The organism is Mangrovimonas sp. ST2L15, from assembly GCF_001280515.1.
GTDB classification, from domain to species: domain Bacteria; phylum Bacteroidota; class Bacteroidia; order Flavobacteriales; family Flavobacteriaceae; genus Mangrovimonas; species Mangrovimonas futianensis.
On sequence record NZ_LBIQ01000030.1, the window covers coordinates 196,374 to 219,417 of the forward strand.

Sequence of the window (23,044 nt, forward strand, 5' to 3'; positions counted from 1 at the left end):
CAAATGTCAATCCTCTTTTTTATTTTTGAAAAAATTCTCATTCTTGGAAATAATTAACACGTCATCAAAAAAATTTGAAGACCCTTCAGTGGTCACTATTGGAACTTTTGATGGTGTTCATATTGGTCATCAAAAAATTATTGAGAAATTGGTTGATTCGGCCAAATCCAATCATTTGAAGTCCATTGCCCTTACCTTTTTTCCGCATCCTAGAATGGTTCTTCAAAAAGATGCCAAGATCAAACTAATCAATACCATTAATGAAAGAGCTCAATTAATGGAAGGTTTGGGGTTAGACTACCTTTACATCAAAAAATTTGATTTAGATTTTTCAAGATTGACTGCCGAAGAATTTGTTTCTCAAGTGTTAGTAGCAGAACTACATGCAAAAAAAGTCATCATTGGGTACGACCACCATTTTGGGAGAAATAGAAATGCCAATATTGAAGATTTGAAAGTTTTTGGAGAGGAATTCGGATTTGAGGTGGAGGAAATTTCTGCGCAAGACATCGATGAAGTAGCCGTAAGCTCTACCAAAATTAGGAACGCCTTAAAAGAAGGGGACGTGCAGACAGCTAACACCTATCTAGGATATGAGTTTATGCTTACTGGAGAAGTTGTGAAAGGGAAAGGCCTTGGAAAAGACCTTCAATATCCAACCGCCAACATACAAATTCCTGAAGCTTACAAATTGATTCCCAAAATAGGTTCGTATGTCGTCAAATCAACTATTGAAGGCCAAACCTATTTCGGCATGATGAACATTGGACTTAATCCTACGGTAAAGGATGATGAAAAGGAATCTATTGAAGTTCATTTTTTCGAATTAAACCAAGACCTATATAACAAATCACTTACCATACATTTTTTGACCAGAATTCGAGATGAAGAAAAATTTGCCGGATTGGATGATTTGGTGCAACAGCTAGAGAAAGACAAAGCATTTTCTTTGGATTTTATAAAAACCTATGATCAATAAATTCCTATTTAAACAAGTAGATAACAGTTCGCTTATCGTCTTTCGAATTATTTTCGGATTGCTATGTTTTTTGGAATCAGTTGGCGCTATTTTTACAGGTTGGGTGAAAAAGGCTTTTATTGATCCAGATTTCACCTTTTCATTTATAGGGTTTGAATGGCTTCAACCATTACCAGGTTATGGCATGTATGCTTATTATGTGCTCATGGGAATCTTTGGGTTGTTTATTATGGTTGGTTTTAAATACAGATTTTCAGCTTTGATGTTTACACTCATGTGGTTGGGTTGTTATCTCATGCAAAAATCATCTTATAATAACCACTATTACTTGCTCATCCTTTTGAGTTCCATCATGGTCATTATGCCTGCCCATAAGCATACCTCCTTTGATGCTAAACGTAACCCTAATTTGCAAAAAATTTCTATGCCTAATTGGTGTCGATGGGTCTTTATACTTCAGATGTTTATTGTATATAGCTACGCATCCATCAATAAAATATATCCCGATTGGCTAGATCTAACCGTTATGGAACTGCTCATGAAAGGGAAACAACATTATTATTTGGTTGGAGATTTATTACAGCATAGATGGGTTCATTATTTTTTAACCTATGGAGGTATAATTTTTGACGGACTTATTATTCCCTTGTTACTTTTTAAACCCACGAGAAAATGGGCCTTTTTTGCATCTATATTTTTTCACCTCTTTAACTCCTTTGTTTTTCAGGTTGGTATTTTCCCTTATTTATCCTTAGCATTTGCCCTATTTTTCTTTGAACCCAAAACTATTCACAACTTGTTTCTTAAGAAGAAACCTTTTTACGAAGACTCAGAAATTGAAATTCCAAAATATCATAAGCTGTATTTATCCCTCTTTGGCCTATACTTTCTATTTCAAATTGGGTTTCCACTCAGGCATCATCTCATTCAGGATGACGTTCTATGGACTGAGGAAGGCCACCGAATGTCATGGCGCATGATGTTAAGATCTAAACAAGGGATTGCCACCTACAAAATCGTAGACCAAGAAAAAAACCAATCGCAAATAGTCAAATTAGACGATTTTCTCACAAGAAAACAAATGCGTTTGGCTACGACAAAACCAGATGCCATTTGGCAACTTGCACAGCATCTTAAAAAGCAATATGAGAAAAATGGACAAGAAATTGAGGTTTATGTGGATTGTAAAATAAGCGTAAACGGAAAACCTTACCAACAACTGACCAATCCAGAAATTGACCTCGCTAATATCCAATGGGAGCCCTATAAACATGCCAATTGGTTATTACCCTCAAAATAGGCTCGCTTTTATTTCCTGCAACCTAAAATCTTCTTAATTTTGTGCTTCAATTTCAGATGGTAATACCCATCAACTAAATATTATCCTATGTTACAAGTACCTTTTATTAGAGAAAACAAAGAAGAGGTTATTAAGCGACTGGCCAAAAGAAATATTGACGCCAGTGAAATGATTGAAAATGTAATTTCGGCCGATGAGGAAAGAAGAAGTCTTCAGGCAAACCTGGATAATATTTTAGCAGATTCCAATGCCATCTCGAAAGAAATTGGCTTATTATTTAAATCAGGACAGGTTGACAAGGCAAACGAATTAAAAGCCAAAACATCTGAGTTAAAAGAGACATCCAAACAGCTCAACGACAAACTCAACCAAAAGGTTCAAGAGCTCAATGATCTATTATACAAAATACCTAACGTTCCAAATGACATTGTCCCTGCAGGAAATTCTGATACTGACAACGAAGAGGTATTTAGAGAAGGGGATATTCCGCAATTGAGTGAGAATGCCTTACCTCACTGGGAATTGGCTAAAAAATATGATATCATTGATTTCGAATTAGGAAATAAAATTACTGGAGCTGGATTTCCTGTTTACAAGGGAAAAGGTGCTAGACTGCAACGAGCTTTAATTGCTTATTTCCTTGATAAAAATACCGAAGCAGGTTATACAGAATATCAGCTACCACATTTGGTAAACGAAGCCTCTGGATTTGGCACAGGCCAATTACCAGACAAAGAAGGACAAATGTACCATGTCACAGAAGATAATCTGTATTTAATACCAACGGCTGAAGTTCCTGGAACCAATATTTTTAGGGATGTCATCTTGAATGAAACGGACTTACCAATTGGAATTACGGGATACACCCCTTGTTTCAGAAGGGAAGCCGGAAGTTATGGAGCTCATGTAAGAGGCTTGAATAGGTTACACCAATTTGACAAAGTGGAAATTTTAAGGGTCGAGCATCCTTCAAAATCATATGATGCCCTAGACAACATGGTTAATCACGTAAAAGGTATTTTACAAGAATTAGAGCTGCCATATCGTATCCTAAGATTATGTGGAGGAGATTTAGGCTTTACCTCGGCATTGACTTATGACTTTGAAGTCTTTTCAACAGCTCAAGAAAAATGGTTAGAGATATCATCAGTTTCTAATTTTGAAACCTTTCAGGCAAACAGGCTAAAACTTCGATTTAAAAATTCTGAAGGAAAAAATGAATTGGCCCACACCTTGAATGGCAGCTCATTAGCATTACCTCGAGTTTTAGCTGGTATATTGGAAAATAACCAAACAGATAATGGCATTATGATTCCAAAGGCACTAATTCCTTACACTGGTTTCGAAATGATTGATTAGCATGTAGGTTTTTTCCTATTTTGACGATAAAATGACAAAAAAATTAGTTGTAATCTATTTTTTGTCATTTTTTTTTTGCTTTTTTAAGATTTTTTTAGCAAGTTAGCATACCATAAAAAATCAAACCTACTTATAAATGAAGAATATCCTTCGCATATTATTAATTGCAGCCATGGTCGTTCTTGCCGCCAAGTTTCTAGGAGATGACTTCTTGAAACTGGATCAACACCCAAATCAATCATCTGCTGCCATATATACAGAATAACTGAGGTTTAAAAATAAAGCCCCAATCAAGTATTTGAATCATGTTTAATTCAAGCATTGATTAATAGCACATTTATTTTGGTTGGCAAAATGCCTATACTTGCTGTATAGGCATTTTTTTATATTACCATTGGCAATATCCCAAGAATGGATTTGTTATATTTACCCAAAGTAAGGTTATGCGGGTTTTGATTGTTGCTTTCTTGCTATTATCTTTTTCAGGCTTTTCTCAGGAAGATGCTCTGGCTAGAGAGTATTTCAAAAATGGAGATTTTGAAAAAGCGGTTGTTAGCTACAAACAACTTTATGACAAATCGCCCAACAATTATAATTACATCCAATATCTTATTAAATCCTACCAACAACTGGAGCAATATAATAAAGCGGAAGAGATACTTACTTTTCAACTTTCCAGATCCAGAAATCCCGCCTTTTTGGTTGAATTAGGGTATAATTACCAGTTAAAAAATGACATGGAAAATGCCAATAAATATTACCAAGAAGCCTTGGCGTTTATTGACCAAACCCCATCCTATGTTTATACGCTGGGAAAATCTTTTGAGGATAAAGCCCTTTTAGACCTGGCCATTGCCACCTACGAAAAAGGCATGCAAATAAATCCTGGGCTTGACTTCAATATCCAATTGGCTAGAATCTATGGTGATCAAGGTAATATTGAAAAAATGTTTGATAGCTATTTGGATTTTGTAGAGAAAAATGATTCCTATGTCAATACCATCAAAAGAAATTTTGGCGAATTTATCACCGATGATTTTGACTCTGAGAATAATCAAATCCTGAAAAGGATTCTTCTAAAAAAAATCCAAACCGAGCCTAACCTGCTTTGGAATGAAATGTTAAGTTGGTTATTTGTTCAGCAAAAAGAGTATCATAAAGCTTTTGCACAAGAACGTGCTATTTTTAACAGAAAACCAGAAAGCTTTCATAGAATAAAGGAATTGGCCCTAGTAGCAGATGCAGACAAACAGCATGATAAAGCTATTGAAATTTTCACTTACATATCAGAAACTGCCCAAGACTTAGAGACAAAATTAGAAGCCAATTACTATCTGCTAAAAATTCAGATTGAAAACTCAAAGCCTTCAGACTACGCCAAAATCTCACAACAATTTCAACAAATTTTTGACCTTTATGGCGTGTCTCCCCAAACTTTAGAACTCCAAATTCTACACGCTCATTTCACTGCCTTTTATCTGCATGATACGACACAAGCTATTTCCTTATTAAAAGGAAGCCTAGATATGACTTTATCTGGTTTTCAAGAAGCCAAAATAAAAATGGAACTGGCCGATATTTTAGTTTTTGAAGAAAAATTCAATGAGGCCCTAATATATTATACCCAAATTCAAAGAAACTTAAAAAACAGTACGCTATCCCAAGAAGCCAGATATAAAGTTGCCAAAACAAGCTATTACAAAGGAGATTTTAAATGGGCAGAATCACAGCTTACCATTTTAAAATCATCTACCTCACAGTTAATTGCAAATGACGCTTTGGATCTTATGCTATTAATACGCGATAACAAATATGAAGATTCAACGCAAACAGCCTTAAAACTTTATGCAAAGGCAGACTTGTTGGCATTTCAAAACAAGACCAATGAAGCCATTGAGCTTTTGGCTAACATTCTTGAAAATCATACGGGAAAAAGTATTGAAGACCAGGCTTTGTTTAAACAAGCGCAGCTTTATGAAAAAACAAATCAACATGATTTGGCCGTTGCCAATTATCAATCTATCATTACCAATTATGCAGATGATATACTGGCGGATGATGCCTATTTTCATCTAGCTCAATTATACAACCAGGTGCTGGATCAACCTGAAAAGGCTAAAGATTTATATGAAAACATAGTCTTTAATCATCAAGATAGCATTTACTTTGTAGACGCTAGAAAAGCCTATCGCCGCTTACGAGGTGATGACATTAATTAACCCTTTAATTATTTTTTATGTTGATATATAATGTGACTCTCAATGTGGATGAAAGTGTACACGATCAATGGTTATTATGGATTAAAAATCACATACCAAAGGTTTTGGCTACTGGGCACTTTACTGCAGCAAAACTTATAAAAGTTTTAGTGGATGAAGAAATGGGAGGTGTCACATATTCAGTTCAATACCATGCCAAATCAAGAACCCATTTAGAGAATTATTACGAAAATGACGCGCCTATTCTTAGGCAAGAAGGCCTCAAACTATTTGCTGATAAAGTTTTGGCCTTTAGAACAGAACTGGAAGTTCTTGACGAGTATTCTGTAACGTTTAATTAAGTCTATGTCGGTAAGAGCCAAAAAGCACTTAGGTCAGCATTTTTTGACTGATGAAAATATTGCGAAAAAAATTGCAGATACCCTTTCTTACAAAGGATATCAACATGTTTTGGAAATTGGCCCAGGTATGGGGGTCTTAACCAAATATCTTTTGGAAAAAGAAACAACAACCCATGTTATTGAAATAGACACAGAATCTGTCGAATACCTAAAAACCCATTATCTAAATCTAGCCGATAGAGTCATTGAAAAAGATTTCCTAAAATATGATTTAAAAGAAGTTTTTAAAGATGAACCCTTTGCTATAATTGGTAATTTCCCCTATAACATTTCCTCTCAAATAATCTTTAAGATGTTGGAAATGCGTGATCAAGTTCCGGAGTTTTCTGGTATGTTTCAAAAGGAAGTCGCTCAACGAATTTGTGAAAAATCGGGAAGCAAAACCTATGGAATTTTATCTGTTTTAACCCAAGCTTTTTATGACGCCACCTATTTGTTTACAGTCCCACCTACCGTTTTCAACCCGCCACCAAAAGTTGATTCTGGTGTTTTATTGCTCACACGAAAAGAAAATTTTGCTTTAGACTGTGATGAAAAACTGTTTTTCAGAGTAGTCAAACAAGGATTTCAACAAAGAAGAAAAACCCTTCGTAACAGTTTAAAAACCTTTAATTTATCAGATAAATTAAAAGCAAATGTTATATTTGACCAAAGACCAGAACAGCTGAGTGTAGAGCAATTTATTGAGCTCACCCAACTAATTGAAAATGATTTAGAATAACCAAAAAAAACCTTGCTATTTGTCTGAAGAATTAGAACATATCCAATTTGAATTAACTGACGAACTTCTTGAAAAAGTAGAACTCCTAATCGAACAAAAAAGTGATAAGGAGCTCAAAACTTTTTTAGATGATTTTCACTATGCGGATATTGCCGAAATTCTGGATGAATTAGACCAAGAAGATGCGGTCTACATCATTAAGCTTTTGGATTCTGAAACTACTTCAGATGTCTTAATGGAAATGGATGAGGACAACAGGGAAAAAGTCCTCGAGAATTTATCTGCCAAAGAGATTGCCAATGAAATCTTAGAGTTGGATACCGATGATGCTGCCGATATCATTGCTGAATTACCTGAAGAGCGACGTCATGCCGTTATTTCAAATATTGACGATGAAGACCACCGGGCAGAAATCAAAGAGCTATTGGCTTATGATGAGGATACTGCAGGGGGATTAATGGCCAAGGAGCTAGTTAAAGTATATGAAACATGGACCGTAGCTGGTTGTTTACGCAGAATAAGAGGACAAGCAAAAGATGTTACTCGCGTTCATTCCATTTATGTGGTGACCAAAAAGGAAAAGCTGATTGGCCGATTATCTCTTAAAGATCTTATTGTAGCCAAAAGTGATCAAAAAATATCGGACATCTACATTTCTAGTGTAGATTATGTGAATGTAGAAGAAAATGTAGAAGAAGTAGCCAAAATTATGGCTAAATATGACTTGGAAGCTATCCCAGTAGTAGATGATGAAAAAACCTTATTGGGTAGAATTACCATTGATGACATTGTTGACGTATTAAGAGAAGAAGCTGATAAAGACTACCAATTGGCAGCTGGTATTACCAATGACGTTGAAGCGGATGATAGCATTTTTGAACTCACACGTGCCCGTCTCCCATGGTTATTGATTGGGATGTTTGGAGGCTTGGGGGCGGCTACAATCATCACAGGTTTTCAAACCGTCATGGAAAAATATGTGATATTACTTTCTTTTGTTCCTTTAATTCAGGCAACAGCAGGAAATGTAGGGGTACAATCTTCTGCCATTGTGGTACAAGGTTTAGCCAATGACTCCATAAAAGGTGAAATTTTGACTCGTTTATTCAAGGAGTTTTTACTGGGTTTAGTTAATGGTCTTGCCATTGCATTGGTCGTGCTACCTGTGAGTCATTTTCTTTTTGAAACCCCTTATTTAGTTTCTGCAACCATCTGTATTGCCCTAGTTACTGTAATTGTCATTGCCGCTTTAATAGGAACCTTTATTCCTATATTTTTAGATAAAAAAGGCGTAGATCCAGCTGTCGCAACAGGTCCTTTTATTACAACCAGCAATGATATTTTTGGGATTTTGATTTATTTTTTGATTGCCAAAGTCATTCTCGGATTTTAGTATTTTATCCAAACAAAATTTCTTTTCGAAATGAAAATTCTGCATTTAGACACAAACCACCCTTTGTTAATCGACCAATTGAATAATTTAGGGTTCCAAAACGATGAAGATTACACCTCTGCCAAAATAGATATTGAAAAGAAAATTCATCTCTACGACGGTATCATCATTCGAAGTCGATTTACCATTGACCAAACCTTTCTAAAAGCAGCAACCAATCTAAAATTTATTGGACGTGTCGGTGCCGGATTGGAAAATATTGATTGTGACTACGCACATAAAAAAGGAGTTTATCTCATTTCTGCCCCAGAGGGTAATAGAAATGCTGTGGGAGAACAAGCCCTAGGTATGTTGTTATCACTTTTCAATCATTTAAATAAGGCTGATAGTGAGGTGAGGTCTGGACTTTGGTTGAGAGAAGCAAACCGCGGCGTGGAATTGGATGGTAAAACAGTTGGAATTATCGGGTATGGAAACATGGGTAAGACTTTTGCAAAGAAACTAAAAGGCTTTGACGTTGAAGTACTTTGTTTTGATATCAAGGAAGGCGTTGATGATGAAAATGCCAGACAGGTTTCTCTTGAAGAATTTACTGAAAAAGTAGACGTGATCAGTTTACACACGCCTCAAACGCCGCTTACGCTGAAGATGATTGATAAAACATTTATAGACTCTATTAAAAAACCGTTTTGGTTTATTAATACAGCAAGAGGTAAAAGTGTTATCACCGAAGATTTAGTAGAAGGTTTAAAATCTGGAAAGGTACTTGGTGCGGGATTGGATGTCCTAGAATACGAAAAAGCTTCCTTCGAATCTCTTTTTGAAACCGAAATGCCCATTGCTTTTCAATATTTAATCCAGGCAAAAAATGTACTTTTAACCCCACATATAGCAGGATGGACTATAGAGAGCAAAGAAAAACTTGCCCAAACTATCGTAGATAAAATCCGAGCCAAATTCATAATGAAAAACTAGATAAATTCTAGTTTCCCCATTCAATATTCAGACAACCAATAAATTAAAAACAGTTTATTTGTAGCTATCTTCTTATATTTACAATAAGCTTCATCAAAATTTTGGTTGACTTTGAGACTAAGAATGGTTCTTTTATGGTTTTTCCTTCCCTTTCAATTTATGTTTTCACAGAATGAAAACTTAAGTAGCGAAGAGGCGTTAATGCAGTTCCAGAAACTTCAATCTGAAATCAACTTAGAATTTCCAGAAGATGATATTAAAACTTACCAAAGAAAGTCCTTTTCAGAAAATCAACTTCAATCTTATCTGTCAAAACACTTTCAATGTCTTGACCTTTTACCTCATATCAAAGGAAATTACGCCTTAAAATTAGACACCTATTTACACTCAGGGAATTGGTTTTACAATATTGGTTTCTCCCAACAAACCATTAATTCCTATCAAAAATTCTTTAAAAAATATAAGGAATTTGAATCCCATTTGACTTCCTCAGAAAAGGAAAAATATATTGAAATGCGCAACTATGCCTATTCTGTCCTAGCAGAAAGCTACGCCAAACTCAACAAGCTTGATAGTGCAAAAATAACACACCTTCAAAACATAGAATTTTCAAAAACCTTGAAAGGTATTTATTATCCATCTGCGCTTAACAATTATGGCTTATACTTTTATTGGGACAAAAAAGATTTGTCAAATGCTTTAATTTATTTCAATAAAGCATATGAAATCAACCAAGATTCGTTCCCCAAGCATACCTTAATTGGAAGTATTAGAGATAATATCGCCGATATTTATACAGATCAAGGCTTCGTGGTTAAAGCACTCCCCTTATACCAATCCAACTTCTCTTTTTATCAAAAAACTCCTAATGAAAAAACACAAAAAATAGACCTACCCAGACTGATAAGTGCAGGGGCGCAATTGGTTCGTTCCCATCTCAAGTTGAACCAAATTGAGCAAGCGGAACAGGCATTTCTACAATTAGGAGAATTAGCCAAGAAAAACGAATTGAATTTGAGTGATAGCTCGAAGTTAGAAATTCTAAAAACAGAAGAATTATTATTTCTATCACAAAATAAAATAAAAGAGGCCTATGCTACCTCAAAGAAAGTATGGAGTCTTTCTGATAGTATTTTGACAGCATCCAAACGAGCAGATACCAAATGGAGGAATGAACTAAACAATGTCACTTTAGATAGGGTGGCCTTAAACTTCAAAATTGAGAGATTACAAAAAGAAAACAGACTAAAAAACCAAAGGTTGAAATGGTGGATCATCACACTAATTCTTTCCATAGGAATCATTCTACTTACTTCCCTAGTTCTAAGGAGAAGACAATATGTAATTAATGCAAAAAACAAACAGCTTTTAGCAGAAAAGACTCTGGAAAACACCTCTTTGAAAGTTCAAAAACTAAATTCCGAAATCAAATCTAAGGAGCGTGATTTAACAGATTTTGCTCTCAATTTATCCCAAAACCAAGAATGGGCAGAACTATTAGCTCAGAAAATTGAAATCTTAAAACAATCGCCAACAAAAGAACGAAGTGCCTTATTAGATGAATTGGAAAATGAGGTTAAGAATAAAATAACCTTTGATAGTAATACCAAGGATTTCTTTGAAAGACTGGATAAATTAAGTGATTCGTTTTACAGCAAATTGACTAAAAGATTTCCAAACCTTAGTAAAACTGAAATTAGACTTTGCTCCCTCATTAGACTGAAAATTGATAGCCGAAGCATTGCTTCCCTTCAGAATATAACCTTAGCTTCCCTAAACACGAGTAGGTATAGGCTGCGTAAAAAACTACATCTACCTGAAGATGTTGACCTAGATCAATTCATTCAAAGCATGTAACTTTTTAAGTGTTATAAACATTTTTGTCTATTGTTTGTCTATTGGTCGTTCATCACATGTCTATCTCATACACAGTGTTTTACAAAAACCTCTTTGTAATTTAGTATCGTTGTCAAAAACAACACTCTCTCCCTAAATAGTACTATTACCAGCAAGCCTTTTTGTTAACGAAAAACCTCTATTATGAAACATTTAATCTTTGGTTTAATAGTATTAGGAATGACCAACCTAGTAATTGCCCAGAATGAAATAGCCATGGTGTCTAACACTTTAGACCGTGGTCCTTCAAAAATGAATTATGCAAAGAAAACAGCTTTTGAGAAAACCTTTGAAAATAAGAAATTACCAGTCGTCGTAGAAAAAATGCACTCCATGGTTGCTGCATTTGACATCAAAAGTTTAGACATTTACACACCTCATGAAACAGCAAATTACAACGTGAAATTTGATGAAGGGAATTATATGATTGAAGCCAACTATAATGATTCAGGCACCTTAATTTCTAGCAAAGAAGAGTTCAAAAATATTCCGCTTCCTTTTTCTGTAAGTCAAAATATTGTCAAAAACCATCCAGGTTGGGCAATCAATGCCACAACTTGTAAAATAATCTATGAAAATTCAGAAATTACAAAACTTACATATAAGGTCACACTCAAAAAAGGGGATGAAGAAAAAATAATACAAATTAATAGCTAGCTAACCAACCAAATTCTTTATACCAGGTGGTTTCCATGTTTAGGAAGCCACCTTTTTTTTATTCATTTGGAATCCCATTCTATTTATCAGTTAGAATTCTTATTTTTAATCTGACAGTAAATTTAGTTTTCAACCATGAAATATAGTGCAGCAACTCCCGAGGAATACATTTCTCAAGTTCCAATAAAACGCCAGGATGCCTTAAAAAAGTTAAGAACTACCATTTCGGAGCATTTGCCTTCTGGGTTTGAGGAGGGCATTCAATACAACATGATAGGATACTATGTGCCGCATGACTTATACCCTGGCGGATATCATTGCAACCCTAAAGAGCCATTGCCGTTTATGAGCTTTGCTTCCCAAAAGAATTCCATCAATTTATACCATAGTGGCATTTATGCTGTACCCGAATTAAATCAATGGTTTGTAAAAGAATACCCCAAACATTGCAAGACTAAATTGGACATGGGAAAAAGCTGCATTCGATTTAAGAAGCTAGATGATATTCCCTTTAAACTTATAGGTGAATTATGCACCAAGTTAACCCCAAAACAGTGGATAGACATTTATGAAACTAATCTAAAAAGAAAATGAAAAAACGCGTAACAGGAATCGGTGGTATGTTTTTTAAAACGAAAGACCCTAAAGCAACAAAAGAATGGTACCGAAAACATTTAGGCTTCAACACAGATGATTATGGTTGTACTTTTTGGTGGAAGGACAAAGAAGGAAAAAAGTGCTCCACCCAATGGAGTCCATTTGCGGAGGATACATCCTATTACCAACCTTCTAAAAAGGATTTTATGTTTAACTACCGAGTGGAAAACCTTAAGGAATTATTGGAAACTTTAAAGGACGAAGGTGTTACCATTGTGGGCGAAATGGAAGAATATGACTACGGCAAATTTGGATGGATCATGGACAATGATGGAAATAAAATAGAGCTATGGGAACCAATTGACCAAGCCTTTAAATAAGCAACAGAGTTTTTATTTATCTTTATAGAACTAACCTCAAACGAGTTAAATAATGGATAATAAAAAAGATTTAAGAGACGAATTGGATGATCTTATAGGCGACTTTAAAGAAGGGGCCAAAAAAGCCTCTGACAAAGCCGATGAATTCTCTAAAGATGCCAAGGAAAAAGCAAAAGACTTTGCACATGCAGCAGATGAAGCTTTTGATCGAGCCACTGGAAACAACAAAAAGGTACTCGCCGGAATCTTAGCTATCTTATTGGGAGGGTTTGGCGCACATAAATTTGTATTAGGTTACGTAAAAGAAGGCATCATCCTTTTGATGATCACCTTGGTAATTTCCATTATGAGCTTTGGTTTTCTAAGTTTTTTGGTCTGGATTTTTACCTTAATAGAAGGAATAATTTATCTAACAAAAAGTGACGAAGAGTTTTATATGACCTATCAAGTGGGAAAAAGACCTTGGTTTTAGACTTATTATTTATCGGCTTCAAAATTTAAGGGAAGGCTATCCCCTATTCTTTGATTTGCAAAATACCCGGTAAACATGACCGCATCTGCGGGCATGTGGTTTCCAAATTCATCCACGTAAAAAATATCCTCTTTGGTGGTTATGGATGATTGGTTGTTAAAATTATTGTTGTAAACAATCAGAAGAGGTTGTTTAAAAATCTTTATTTCCTTGATATTCGTTTTATCCGTATCAGAAACTGCAAAAACCCCCGTTTGAGCGATTTCTGTTTTTTTATAGAAAATTCTGAAGCCTTCCTCATGAAGCTCCCCTTTTACCAAGGACCTCATGAAATGTAATGAGGAACCAAAATAGACTTCTTTTCTTCGGTTTATAATTTTCTTGGAACCATCCCAGTTTTCATCGGTTTGATAAAAGGAAGTCCCAGCGTAATAAACTGAAATAGGAAATACCTGTCCGAAGGTATCATTTTTCTCATACTGAATGTTGAAATCCTGAAGATCATAAGATATCCTATATTTCAATCTTTTGTTCTCGATAATCAATGGTTCTTTGGAGGATGCCACTAACTGGTTACTTTTTCCAAGGAATCTGAGTATTAAAGCATCTTCATTCATAATTTCACAGGAAAGAGCATTTTCACTGTTTCCCAAAAAATACCTTTTAAACGCCTGAAGCTTTTGCTTTCTTGTCCAACCATCATTAAAACTGAGATTGACTTCGTTTAAAGAAGCGACATTTTCAGTTAATTGAATTTTTAAAATAGAGCCTGGCTTGTATTCTTCCATGACTACCTTTTCGTAACCAATAAAAGAAATGATCAAGGCTGATCTTACCGATTCATCTATATTCAAGGAGAACTCTCCCTTTTCATTGGTAGTAGTACCTATTGTGGTATTATCAAAATATACACTAGCACCTTCTAAGGGCTCACCGGATTGTGAATCAAAAACAACTCCTTTGATATCCTGAGAAAAACCTACAAGATGTAAAAAAAAGAAAAGAAGAAATAGTTTATTGATTCTCATTTTGTTCAGATAACTTGCGTTCCAATTCTTCCTGAAACTCTTCCATAACTGGTCTAACCGTACTTTCTGGCAAGTCAGCAATTTTGATATACATCAATCCGTCAACGGAATTGTTAAATAGTGGATCAACATTAAAGGCCACCAACTTGGCATTTTGCTTGATGTACTTTTTAAGAAGCACAGGCAACCTAAGTGCTCCAGGCTCAACCTCATCAATAATTTTATCAAACTTATTTAAATCGGCCTCAGTTTCATCAAAAACAAAGTCCTTATCCTCATCCTTTAACCTCACCTTAAACTCTTTCTTTGGTCTCACAAATTGCGCCAAATAAGGATCGTAATAATGGGACTTCATAAACTCAATCATCAATGATTTTGAGAAATTGGAGAATTGATTACTAATACTTACACCACCGATGAGGAATTTATGCTCCGGGAAACGTAAAGTGGTATGTACAATCCCCTTCCAAAGCAAAAACAATGGCATGGGTTTTTGCTGGTATTCCTTAATAATAAAGGCCCTTCCCATTTCTATGGATTCGCTCATCATCTTATATAGCTCTGGCTCAAACCTGAACAGGTCTTGAAGGTAAAAACCATTAATCCCATACTCCGCATAGATTTTCGACCCCAATCCCATGCGGTAAGCCCCGGCAATCAATTTAGCATCTGAATCCCATAAGAACATATGGTGATAATAGTCGTCAAACTTATCCAAATCAATGGATTCATTGGTCCCTTCACCTACTTCCCTAAAGGTTATTTCTCTCAGCCTTCCTATTTCACGTAAAATGTTAGGGATATTTTTGGCTGGTGCTAAGAAGACCTCATAATTTTTACTTTGAAGCAAACGCAGGTCTAATTCCCTTAACTCTTCAACCTCTTTATCCATTACCTCTGGATCTATAGGAGTAACAATCCTTTTTGGAGGCTTGGGTAGTTTAAGTGTGGATGAAAAATTGGACAAGAACCTTCCTTTTTCATCAAAAGAGTTAGCCAAAATATAAGTCTTCCTCCTAATAAATTCAGTAAATGAGTCTAATGTTTCATGCTCCTTTTGATCTGTAACAGAAATAGGCCTACCTATCCTAACCTTAATAACCCGTCGTTTTTGGGTTAACAATTCTGAGGGCAATTTGGCTGTCCTTAGTGTATCACTAATCTTGGAAAGCTTATAAAAAAGTTTACTATTCTTGGCATGAAAATAAATAGGTACGACTGGAACTTCTGCCTTTTGAATCAATTTCATGGCAGACTCTTCCCATGGTTTATCAACCATCAATTTACCGTCTCTATAGGTAGAAACTTCTCCTGCAGGAAATATTCCAAGCGGATGTCCTTCCCTCAGGTGATTTAGGGCTTGCTTAATACCAGAAACACTGGATTTAGCATCCTTTCGTTCCTCAAAAGGATTCACAGGCATTATAAATGGTTTCAAAGGCTCAATACGATGCAAAAGGAAATTGGCAATGATTCTAAAATCGGTTCTTTGAGTCAACATCAATTTTAAAAGCAAAATACCATCAACACCTCCTAAAGGGTGATTGGAAACCGTGATGTATGCGCCATCCTTGGGTAATCGCTTTAAGTCCTCTTCTGGAATTTCAAATTTTACTTGAAATTCATCAATAATTTTATCCAAAAATTCCAAGGAATCCAGATGTGCATTCCTTTTGTAAATTTTATTTAAGGTAGATATTTTTAAGACCTTCATGAGCGTCCATCCAAAAAATGTACCTACAAAACCATAGTTGTCAATTTGTATAGCTTTCGCCACTTCTTTTGCGGATACCAATCCTGAATTAAGTTGTTTGCTCATAACAACAAAAATAGTAAAATGTTTATTTAGTAACTATTTGCACGGTTTCTGGTGTTAACTGCTTTAAAAGCACTTCTTTACCATTCTCCAATTGATTTATCGCAACATCATTATAATGCCTAATGGTGTATAAAGACACCCCTTCATGGTAGTTTACCTTGAATTTTGACTTCAGTTCCTTTAATAACGTTTCAAGACTGTTATAAAGATCATCCACACACACCGAAAAACTAATGGCAGAGTTTTGAATCACATCCACCTTCATTTTCTTGTGATGCAACAGCTTAAAAATGTCACTGATATTTTCCTCAACAATATAGGAGAAATCTAAGGAAGATAGAGAAATTAACACCAAATTTTTCTTGACAATAAAGCAAGGAACATGGGGCTCAATCCCTTGTCCTTTTTGTACTACGGTCCCTTTATTTTTGGGATTCATAAAGGATTTTACAAAAAGTGGGATTTCTTTTCTTTGAAGCGGTTGTAACGTTTTTGGGTGAATTACCGAAGCCCCATAAAAAGCTAATTCTATCGCCTCCCTATAAGAAATACTCTGCAACAACTTGGCGTTCTCAAAATACCGTGGATCTGCATTCAACACACCCTCCACATCTTTCCAAATAGTCACACTACTAGCATTGAGACAATAAGCAAAAATAGCAGCAGTATAGTCACTTCCTTCTCGTCCTAAAGTAGTTGTGAAATTATTGGCATCACTCCCTAAAAATCCTTGGGTAATATTGAGTACATTTTTCTTTAAACCCTTGGAAATATTAGCTTGGGTAACGTCCCAATTCACTTTGGCATATCTATAAAAATTATCTGTCTTGATAAACTCTCTGACATCTATCCAAGTATTTCTCAACCCAATCTCATTCAAGTATTCACTTATTATAGTAGTTGAAATTAATTCCCCAAAACTCACTGCTTGATCATACACAAAATTGTAATCTGGAGATTTATTTCTTCCAAAGAAATCGGTTAATTCTTGAAATAATTGAGCTACCTTTTTATAAACAATATGCTGTTCATTTTCAAACAAGTCCAAAAGAATACCGTTATGGTATTTCTTCACCTCCTGAATGGAACTTTGCAATGTCTTTTTACTGTGAAAATAATTTTTGACCACTTCTTCCAAAGCATTAGTGGTCTTCCCCATCGCAGACACAACAACCAAAGTATTTTTGTAACCTACTTCCTGTAAAACTCGGACCATGTTTTTGACCCCTTCAGCATCCTTTACAGAAGCCCCTCCAAATTTAAAAACTTGCATACTACAACTTGGCTAGATAATTTTTTATTCCGTTTTGATCTAGGTGTACCACATCCCAATCACGCTTTACATCGGCACCTTTACTGTGATAAAAGGAAATGGCAGGCTCATTCCAATCCAACACCTCCCAACTAATCCTTTTTACTCCTAATTCATTTCCATGTTGCACCACTTTATCCAATAACTGCGTTCCTATACCATGTCCTCTCATGGATTCTTCCACAATTAAATCTTCTAAATGAAGTACTTCGCCCTTCCAAGTAGAATATCTTGTATAAGTCAATGCAATTCCTACAATCCGTTCTTCCCTTTCTGCCACAAAGCATTGAAATTTTGGTTTCGGGCCAAACCCATCATATTCCAAATCACTAACGGTAATTTCCACCGCATCGGGTTCTTTTTCAAAAACAGCCAACTCTTTGATGCGTTCCAAAATTTGAGACATATCATTTTTTTCAGCCTTTCTGATGTGAATCTTCATAAATTCTCCTTTATTTTCAAAGATAATCTAAACTTAACCATTTAATCAGATTTTCTTACCACGAAAACGATGTAGTTGGATAAAAAACCACGATATTTGTTCTAAACTTAATTCATCTTCATGTCAGTAAAGAATCAAACTCTTGGTGAGTTTATTATTGAGAACCAAGCATCCTTTAAATATAGTTCTGGGGAACTTTCAAGATTAATCAATTCCATTAGACTTGCAGCCAAAGTTGTAAATCACGAAGTCAACAAGGCTGGCTTGGTGGATATCATTGGGAGTTCAGGCGAGAACAATATTCAAGGTGAGGATCAACAAAAATTGGATGTTTATGCCAATAATAAATTCATCCACACCCTAACAAACAGAAATATTGTATGTGGTATTGCCAGCGAGGAAGAAGATGATTTTGTTTCCATCAACAGTCAAGATGAAAACCATCAAAACAAATACGTGGTATTGATAGACCCCTTGGATGGCTCCTCTAATATTGACGTTAATGTCTCTGTGGGAACCATCTTTTCGGTGTACCGAAGAGTTACCCCCATTGGCACACCAGTGACCATAGAAGATTTTCTACAAAAAGGAGATCAACAAGTAGCTGCAGGTTATGTCGTTTATGGGACGTCTACCATGTTGGTTTACACTACCGGTGACGGGGTTAATGGTTTCACTCTGAACCCTGCTATAGGTACTTTTTACCTATCACACCCCAACATGCAATTCCCAGAAGACGGAAAAATCTATTCAGTCAATGAAGGGAACTACATCCATTTTCCGCAAGGTGTGAAAGATTACATTAAATATTGCCAAATGGAAGAAGGTGACCGCCCCTATACCAGTAGATATATTGGATCTTTGGTTTCTGATTTTCATCGTAATATGATCAAAGGAGGTATTTATATGTACCCCAAAAGCTCTACTAGTTCCAATGGAAAATTGAGACTGCTTTACGAATGCAATCCCATGGCCTTTTTAGCAGAACAAGCAAATGGTAAAGCTAGTAATGGTACCCAACGCATCATGGATATTAAACCCACTGAATTGCACCAACGAGTTCCTTTTTTCTGCGGAAGTAAAAACATGGTCTCTAAAGTCGAAGAATTTATTAAAAAATACGAATAAAAAAAGCGAGCTTTTAGCTCGCTTTTTTATAATTCTATTAGATAAGTTTCTTATCTGTTCATATGTTTTATCTCTTCAATAAACGTGTCCAAATCAACCTCAAGGTGTACCAGCTTTAGAGCTTTGTCAGTAACATACTGAGCATTTTCAGGATGAAAACCAAGACCTACACATAATTTCTCTAACATACTTACTTGATCTTCTCCTTCAATATGATCTGCCCAAACCATTCGTGCTAAATCATATAAACGTTCTAAACGATCGTCATAAGCAAGTGGCGGGTTAATAGGATGCGTTTGGTAATCCTTTAAAATTTGCGTGTAATCGGCTTCACTAATATGAAGGTTATGAGCTAATCTATCAAGAAACTTCTTCTCTGCATCATTAATAACACCATCGCTCATAGCAATTCTTACAATGGCAGCAAAGTGGTCTTGATTTCTTTTTCTAAAACCGAAATCAAATAAATCTGAAATAGACATCGTATACTAATTTTTTAAAGTCGTGCAAATATACTACTCTTAATAGTTTTTTAAACACAAACTCTACAACAAAATTTTATCTTTGCATCAAATAAATTGCTTTGAGCCACAATACCCTCTCGCAAATCTTTACACAGACTTCGCAAACGCAAAATCTGCAAGCTGCTATTTCCCAAACCCAAGGGAAAACGCATCTGAAAGGTCTGGTAGGATCTTCGCTATCACTCGTTTTAGCCGAAACCTTTAAAAATGCTGAAAAACCGTTTCTTCTTATTTTCAATGATAAGGAAGAAGCTGCTTTTCACTTGAATGATTTGGAAATTCTCCTGAATGACAAAGACGTTCTTTTTTACCCTGGAAGTTATCGCAGACCCTATCAAATTGAAGAAACAGACAACGCCAATGTACTGCTAAGGGCCGAGGTTTTAAACAGGATCAATTCCAGAAAGAAACCTGCCGTAATTATCACCTATCCCGATGCTTTATTTGAGAAAGTAGTGACTAGAAGGGAGTTGGAGAAAAACACTCTAAAAGTAGCTATAGGCGAACAATTATCCATTGATTTTATCAACGAGGTTCTATTTGAGTACAAATTCAAAAGAGTTGATTTTGTGACAGAACCAGGGGAATTTTCCGTAAGAGGTGGAATCGTAGATGTTTTTTCATTTTCAAATGACGAACCCTACCGTATTGAGTTCTTTGGAGATGAAGTGGATAGTATTAGAACCTTTGATGTGGAGACTCAGTTGTCAACTAATCAAATTAAAAAAATCAATATCATTCCTAATATGGCCAATAAATTCATGGAAGAAACCAGGCAAAGCTTCCTCGAATATATGGCTCAAAAAACGGTGGTTTTCCTCAATAATGCCGACCTACTTTTTTCAAGAACCGATGCTCTTTTTGAAAAAGCCAAGGAAGCCTTTGAAAAACTTTCCAAGGACATCAAACATGCCCAACCAGAGGAATTATTTTGTCATTCCAAATTACTGAAACAGCAATTATTGGATTTTAATTTGGTTGAATTTGGAACATCATCTTTGTTTTCAAACCAAGCAGACCCTATTCTATTCAACACCTCACCACAACCCTCCTTTAACAAACAATTTGATTTGTTGATTGAGAATTTGGATGAATACCATCAAAAAGGGTACACCAATTATATTGCCTGTGTCAGTGAGCAACAAGCCAAAAGATTTCATGATATTTTTGATGACATCAGTGCCCAAAACAACCAAGAGATAGAGCAAAACATTCATTACAAAACCATTGTACTCTCTCTATACCAAGGATTTATAGATCATGACAATAAGATAACCTGCTACACAGACCACCAAATCTTTGAGAGGTATCATAAATTCCACATCAAAAATGGCTATGCAAAAAAGCAAGCCATTACATTAAAGGAATTAACCAATCTGGAAATAGGAGATTATGTCACCCATATTGACCACGGAATTGGACGCTTTGGAGGGCTTCAAAAAATTGATGTAGAGGGTAATAAACAAGAAGCCATCAAATTAATTTACGGGGAACGGGATGTTTTATATTTGAGTATCCACTCTCTTCACAAGATTACCAAATTTAATGGCAAGGATGGTAAGCCTCCTAAAATCTATAAATTAGGTAGTGCTGCTTGGAAAAATCTTAAACAAAAAACTAAAACGAGGGTAAAAGAAGTTGCTTTTAACCTGATAAAATTATACGCCAAACGAAAGCTTAAAAAAGGACACCAATACAATCCAGATAGCTACATGCAACATGAGCTAGAGGCCTCGTTCCTTTATGAGGATACCCCAGACCAAAGTAAAGCCACCGCCGATATTAAAATGGACATGGAAAGCGAAAGACCTATGGACCGTTTGGTATGTGGTGACGTAGGATTTGGAAAAACAGAAGTAGCAATCCGAGCTGCGTTTAAGGCTGTGGATAATGGCAAACAAGTAGCCGTTTTGGTTCCCACAACTATCTTGGCCTACCAACATTACAGAACATTTAAGGAACGTTTGAAGGACTTCCCAGTTACGGTAGATTATGTGAATAGGTTTCGAACTGCCAAAGAAAAACGTACCACTTTAGAAAAACTGGAAAGTGGTGCAGTAGATATCATTATCGGCACCCACCAACTAGCCAATAAAACGGTGAAGTTTAAAAATCTTGGTTTGTTGATTGTGGATGAAGAACAAAAATTTGGTGTTGCAGTCAAAGAGAAATTACGAACTTTAAAGGAGAACATTGATGTATTAACCTTAACCGCAACCCCTATTCCAAGAACACTTCAATTTAGCTTGATGGCCGCCAGGGATTTATCGGTAATTACTACACCTCCACCAAATAGATACCCCATTGAAAGCCACGTTGTCAGGTTTAATGAAGAAACCATAAGGGATGCTGTTAGTTATGAAATTGAACGTGGCGGGCAAGTGTTTTTTATTCACAACCGTATTGAAAACATCAAGGAAGTGGCAGGCCTCATCCAAAGATTAGTTCCTGATTCCAAAGTAGGTGTTGGACACGGGCAAATGGATGGTAAAAAATTGGAAAGCCTCATGCTTGCCTTTATGAATGGTGAATTTGACGTTTTAGTAAGTACCACCATCGTAGAAAGTGGTCTGGATGTGCCTAATGCCAATACCATATTTATCAATAACGCCAACAATTTTGGACTAAGTGACCTGCATCAAATGAGAGGTCGCGTGGGACGAAGCAATAAAAAAGCGTTCTGTTATTTCATCACACCAGATTATTCGGTAATGACCGAAGACGCCCGGAAACGAATCACAGCCTTGGCACAATTCACTGAATTGGGAAGCGGATTCAACATCGCAATGAAAGATTTGGAGATACGCGGTGCTGGAGATTTGCTAGGTGGTGAGCAAAGTGGTTTTATAAATGAAATTGGTTTTGATACCTATCAAAAAATATTGAACGAAGCCATTGAAGAGTTAAAAGACAACGAATTCAAAGACCTCTATCAAGATGACAAAAAATCAAAACAATATGTAAAGGAAGTCACTATTGATAGTGATTTTGAACTGTTGTTCCCAGATGACTATGTCAATAACATTACCGAGAGGTTAAACCTTTACACCAAACTCAATGAGATTAAAACAGATGATGAATTAGAAAAATTTGAAACAGAAATCATTGATAGATTTGGCGATATGCCTACCTCCGTTTCTGATTTGTTTGACAGTGTGCGTTTAAAATGGCTTGCTGCCAAATTGGGACTGGAAAAAGTAATCATGAAAAATGGAAAGCTTGTAGGTTACTTCATCAATGACCAAAAAAGTGGCTTTTATCAAAGTGAAGGATTTACCAAACTATTACAATTTGTGCAAACCCATCCAAGAGCCTGTAAAATGAAAGAAAAACAAACAAGAACCGGATTGCGATTGTTATTGACTTTTGAAAATATCAAGAGCGTCAAACAAGGGCTTTCAGTATTAAAACCCATCTTGGCTCAATAATTGAATCAACTTAA

21 protein-coding genes are annotated in these 23,044 nt (G+C 35.7%); 16 read left to right on the forward strand and 5 right to left on the reverse strand.

Annotated elements, in window-relative coordinates:
* Positions 1-43: 43 nt before the first annotated feature.
* From ZA07_RS04725 to ZA07_RS04785, 14 genes are all read left to right on the forward strand, one after another.
* Positions 44-979, forward strand: coding sequence for a bifunctional riboflavin kinase/FAD synthetase (locus ZA07_RS04725; RefSeq protein ID WP_053970581.1), 936 nt, complete (start codon positions 44-46; stop codon positions 977-979).
* Entirely contained in the window at positions 969-2,279 is a 1,311-nt protein-coding gene (locus ZA07_RS04730) for an HTTM domain-containing protein (RefSeq protein WP_053970582.1), read from the forward strand. The genes ZA07_RS04725 and ZA07_RS04730 overlap by 11 nt, the downstream gene beginning before the upstream one ends.
* A gap of 87 nt (positions 2,280-2,366) precedes the next feature.
* Positions 2,367-3,638, forward strand: a complete 1,272-nt coding sequence (gene serS, locus ZA07_RS04735; RefSeq protein ID WP_053970583.1) for a serine--tRNA ligase — start codon at positions 2,367-2,369, stop codon at positions 3,636-3,638.
* Between the two features lie 136 nt (positions 3,639-3,774).
* Positions 3,775-3,903: a hypothetical protein gene (locus tag ZA07_RS16330; protein WP_255349985.1), complete on the forward strand. Its 129-nt coding sequence runs from the start codon at positions 3,775-3,777 to the stop codon at positions 3,901-3,903.
* A gap of 178 nt (positions 3,904-4,081) precedes the next feature.
* Positions 4,082-5,857: a tetratricopeptide repeat protein gene (locus tag ZA07_RS04740; protein ID WP_053970584.1), complete on the forward strand. Its 1,776-nt coding sequence runs from the start codon at positions 4,082-4,084 to the stop codon at positions 5,855-5,857.
* 17 nt (positions 5,858-5,874) lie between these two features.
* Complete coding sequence (locus ZA07_RS04745) at positions 5,875-6,198, forward strand: DUF4286 family protein (protein ID WP_053970585.1); 324 nt, start codon at positions 5,875-5,877, stop codon at positions 6,196-6,198.
* A gap of 4 nt (positions 6,199-6,202) precedes the next feature.
* A complete protein-coding gene (gene rsmA, locus ZA07_RS04750; protein ID WP_053970586.1) occupies positions 6,203-6,979 on the forward strand; it encodes a 16S rRNA (adenine(1518)-N(6)/adenine(1519)-N(6))-dimethyltransferase RsmA in 777 nt (258 codons plus the stop codon).
* Positions 6,980-6,998: 19 nt separating this feature from the next.
* Entirely contained in the window at positions 6,999-8,372 is a 1,374-nt protein-coding gene (gene mgtE, locus ZA07_RS04755) for a magnesium transporter (protein WP_082316517.1), read from the forward strand.
* A 30-nt stretch (positions 8,373-8,402) separates the two neighbouring features.
* Positions 8,403-9,347 (forward strand): 2-hydroxyacid dehydrogenase, encoded by a 945-nt coding sequence (locus tag ZA07_RS04760; protein WP_053970587.1) that lies wholly within the window; start codon positions 8,403-8,405, stop codon positions 9,345-9,347.
* Between the two features lie 159 nt (positions 9,348-9,506).
* Positions 9,507-11,204 carry a hypothetical protein gene (locus ZA07_RS04765; RefSeq protein ID WP_197276700.1) on the forward strand — a complete coding sequence of 566 codons (1,698 nt, stop codon included), beginning with the start codon at positions 9,507-9,509 and terminating at the stop codon, positions 11,202-11,204.
* Between the two features lie 183 nt (positions 11,205-11,387).
* Complete coding sequence (locus tag ZA07_RS04770; protein WP_053970589.1) at positions 11,388-11,900, forward strand: hypothetical protein; 513 nt, start codon at positions 11,388-11,390, stop codon at positions 11,898-11,900.
* Between the two features lie 135 nt (positions 11,901-12,035).
* Positions 12,036-12,494, forward strand: coding sequence for a DUF1801 domain-containing protein (locus ZA07_RS04775; RefSeq protein WP_053970590.1), 459 nt, complete (start codon positions 12,036-12,038; stop codon positions 12,492-12,494).
* On the forward strand, positions 12,491-12,877 hold the full coding sequence (locus tag ZA07_RS04780) for a VOC family protein (protein ID WP_053970591.1): 387 nt from the start codon (positions 12,491-12,493) through the stop codon (positions 12,875-12,877). Before ZA07_RS04775 ends, ZA07_RS04780 begins: the two co-directional genes overlap by 4 nt.
* Before the next feature lie 52 nt (positions 12,878-12,929).
* Positions 12,930-13,349 carry an NINE protein gene (locus ZA07_RS04785; protein ID WP_053970592.1) on the forward strand — a complete coding sequence of 140 codons (420 nt, stop codon included), beginning with the start codon at positions 12,930-12,932 and terminating at the stop codon, positions 13,347-13,349.
* 5 nt (positions 13,350-13,354) lie between these two features.
* Here the strand turns inward: ZA07_RS04785 and ZA07_RS04790 are convergent, their stop codons facing one another.
* Genes ZA07_RS04790 through ZA07_RS04805 form a run of 4 tightly spaced genes read right to left on the reverse strand, consistent with a single transcriptional unit; the run spans position 13,355 to position 17,950 of the window.
* On the reverse strand, positions 13,355-14,377 hold the full coding sequence (locus ZA07_RS04790; protein WP_053970593.1) for a carboxypeptidase-like regulatory domain-containing protein: 1,023 nt from the start codon (positions 14,375-14,377) through the stop codon (positions 13,355-13,357).
* Positions 14,364-16,196, reverse strand: a complete 1,833-nt coding sequence (locus tag ZA07_RS04795; RefSeq protein ID WP_053970594.1) for a lysophospholipid acyltransferase family protein — start codon at positions 16,194-16,196, stop codon at positions 14,364-14,366. The genes ZA07_RS04790 and ZA07_RS04795 overlap by 14 nt, the downstream gene beginning before the upstream one ends.
* Before the next feature lie 22 nt (positions 16,197-16,218).
* Positions 16,219-17,469 carry an aspartate kinase gene (locus tag ZA07_RS04800; RefSeq protein WP_053970595.1) on the reverse strand — a complete coding sequence of 417 codons (1,251 nt, stop codon included), beginning with the start codon at positions 17,467-17,469 and terminating at the stop codon, positions 16,219-16,221.
* 1 nt (position 17,470) lies between these two features.
* On the reverse strand, positions 17,471-17,950 hold the full coding sequence (locus tag ZA07_RS04805; RefSeq protein WP_053970596.1) for a GNAT family N-acetyltransferase: 480 nt from the start codon (positions 17,948-17,950) through the stop codon (positions 17,471-17,473).
* A 120-nt stretch (positions 17,951-18,070) separates the two neighbouring features.
* Between ZA07_RS04805 and fbp the strand changes: the two genes are divergently transcribed.
* The gene (gene fbp, locus ZA07_RS04810; RefSeq protein WP_053970597.1) at positions 18,071-19,078 is read left to right on the forward strand and encodes a class 1 fructose-bisphosphatase; all 1,008 of its coding nucleotides are present in this window, start codon (positions 18,071-18,073) and stop codon (positions 19,076-19,078) included.
* A gap of 50 nt (positions 19,079-19,128) precedes the next feature.
* On the opposite strand, the gene ZA07_RS04815 is transcribed toward fbp, so the two are convergent.
* Positions 19,129-19,560 carry a TerB family tellurite resistance protein gene (locus ZA07_RS04815; RefSeq protein WP_053970598.1) on the reverse strand — a complete coding sequence of 144 codons (432 nt, stop codon included), beginning with the start codon at positions 19,558-19,560 and terminating at the stop codon, positions 19,129-19,131.
* Positions 19,561-19,661: 101 nt separating this feature from the next.
* On the opposite strand from ZA07_RS04815, the gene mfd reads away from it, so the two are divergent.
* Positions 19,662-23,030 (forward strand): transcription-repair coupling factor, encoded by a 3,369-nt coding sequence (gene mfd / locus ZA07_RS04820; RefSeq protein WP_053970599.1) that lies wholly within the window; start codon positions 19,662-19,664, stop codon positions 23,028-23,030.
* The last annotated feature ends 14 nt before the right edge of the window (positions 23,031-23,044 follow it).

Bases quoted from the DNA above. Each gene is read 5' to 3' on its own strand.
- ZA07_RS04730 (WP_053970582.1), top strand. From the start codon at position 969: ATGATCAATAAATTCCTATTTAAACAAGTAGATAACAGTTCGCTTATC.
- serS (WP_053970583.1), top strand. From the start codon at position 2,367: ATGTTACAAGTACCTTTTATTAGAGAAAACAAAGAAGAGGTTATTAAG.
- ZA07_RS16330 (WP_255349985.1), top strand. From the start codon at position 3,775: ATGAAGAATATCCTTCGCATATTATTAATTGCAGCCATGGTCGTTCTT.
- ZA07_RS04740 (WP_053970584.1), top strand. From the start codon at position 4,082: ATGCGGGTTTTGATTGTTGCTTTCTTGCTATTATCTTTTTCAGGCTTT.
- ZA07_RS04745 (WP_053970585.1), top strand. From the start codon at position 5,875: ATGTTGATATATAATGTGACTCTCAATGTGGATGAAAGTGTACACGAT.
- rsmA (WP_053970586.1), top strand. From the start codon at position 6,203: ATGTCGGTAAGAGCCAAAAAGCACTTAGGTCAGCATTTTTTGACTGAT.
- ZA07_RS04760 (WP_053970587.1), top strand. From the start codon at position 8,403: ATGAAAATTCTGCATTTAGACACAAACCACCCTTTGTTAATCGACCAA.
- ZA07_RS04765 (WP_197276700.1), top strand. From the start codon at position 9,507: ATGTTTTCACAGAATGAAAACTTAAGTAGCGAAGAGGCGTTAATGCAG.
- ZA07_RS04770 (WP_053970589.1), top strand. From the start codon at position 11,388: ATGAAACATTTAATCTTTGGTTTAATAGTATTAGGAATGACCAACCTA.
- ZA07_RS04775 (WP_053970590.1), top strand. From the start codon at position 12,036: ATGAAATATAGTGCAGCAACTCCCGAGGAATACATTTCTCAAGTTCCA.
- ZA07_RS04780 (WP_053970591.1), top strand. From the start codon at position 12,491: ATGAAAAAACGCGTAACAGGAATCGGTGGTATGTTTTTTAAAACGAAA.
- ZA07_RS04785 (WP_053970592.1), top strand. From the start codon at position 12,930: ATGGATAATAAAAAAGATTTAAGAGACGAATTGGATGATCTTATAGGC.
- ZA07_RS04790 (WP_053970593.1), bottom strand. From the start codon at position 14,377: ATGAGAATCAATAAACTATTTCTTCTTTTCTTTTTTTTACATCTTGTA.
- ZA07_RS04795 (WP_053970594.1), bottom strand. From the start codon at position 16,196: ATGAGCAAACAACTTAATTCAGGATTGGTATCCGCAAAAGAAGTGGCG.
- ZA07_RS04800 (WP_053970595.1), bottom strand. From the start codon at position 17,469: ATGCAAGTTTTTAAATTTGGAGGGGCTTCTGTAAAGGATGCTGAAGGG.
- ZA07_RS04805 (WP_053970596.1), bottom strand. From the start codon at position 17,950: ATGAAGATTCACATCAGAAAGGCTGAAAAAAATGATATGTCTCAAATT.
- fbp (WP_053970597.1), top strand. From the start codon at position 18,071: ATGTCAGTAAAGAATCAAACTCTTGGTGAGTTTATTATTGAGAACCAA.
- ZA07_RS04815 (WP_053970598.1), bottom strand. From the start codon at position 19,560: ATGTCTATTTCAGATTTATTTGATTTCGGTTTTAGAAAAAGAAATCAA.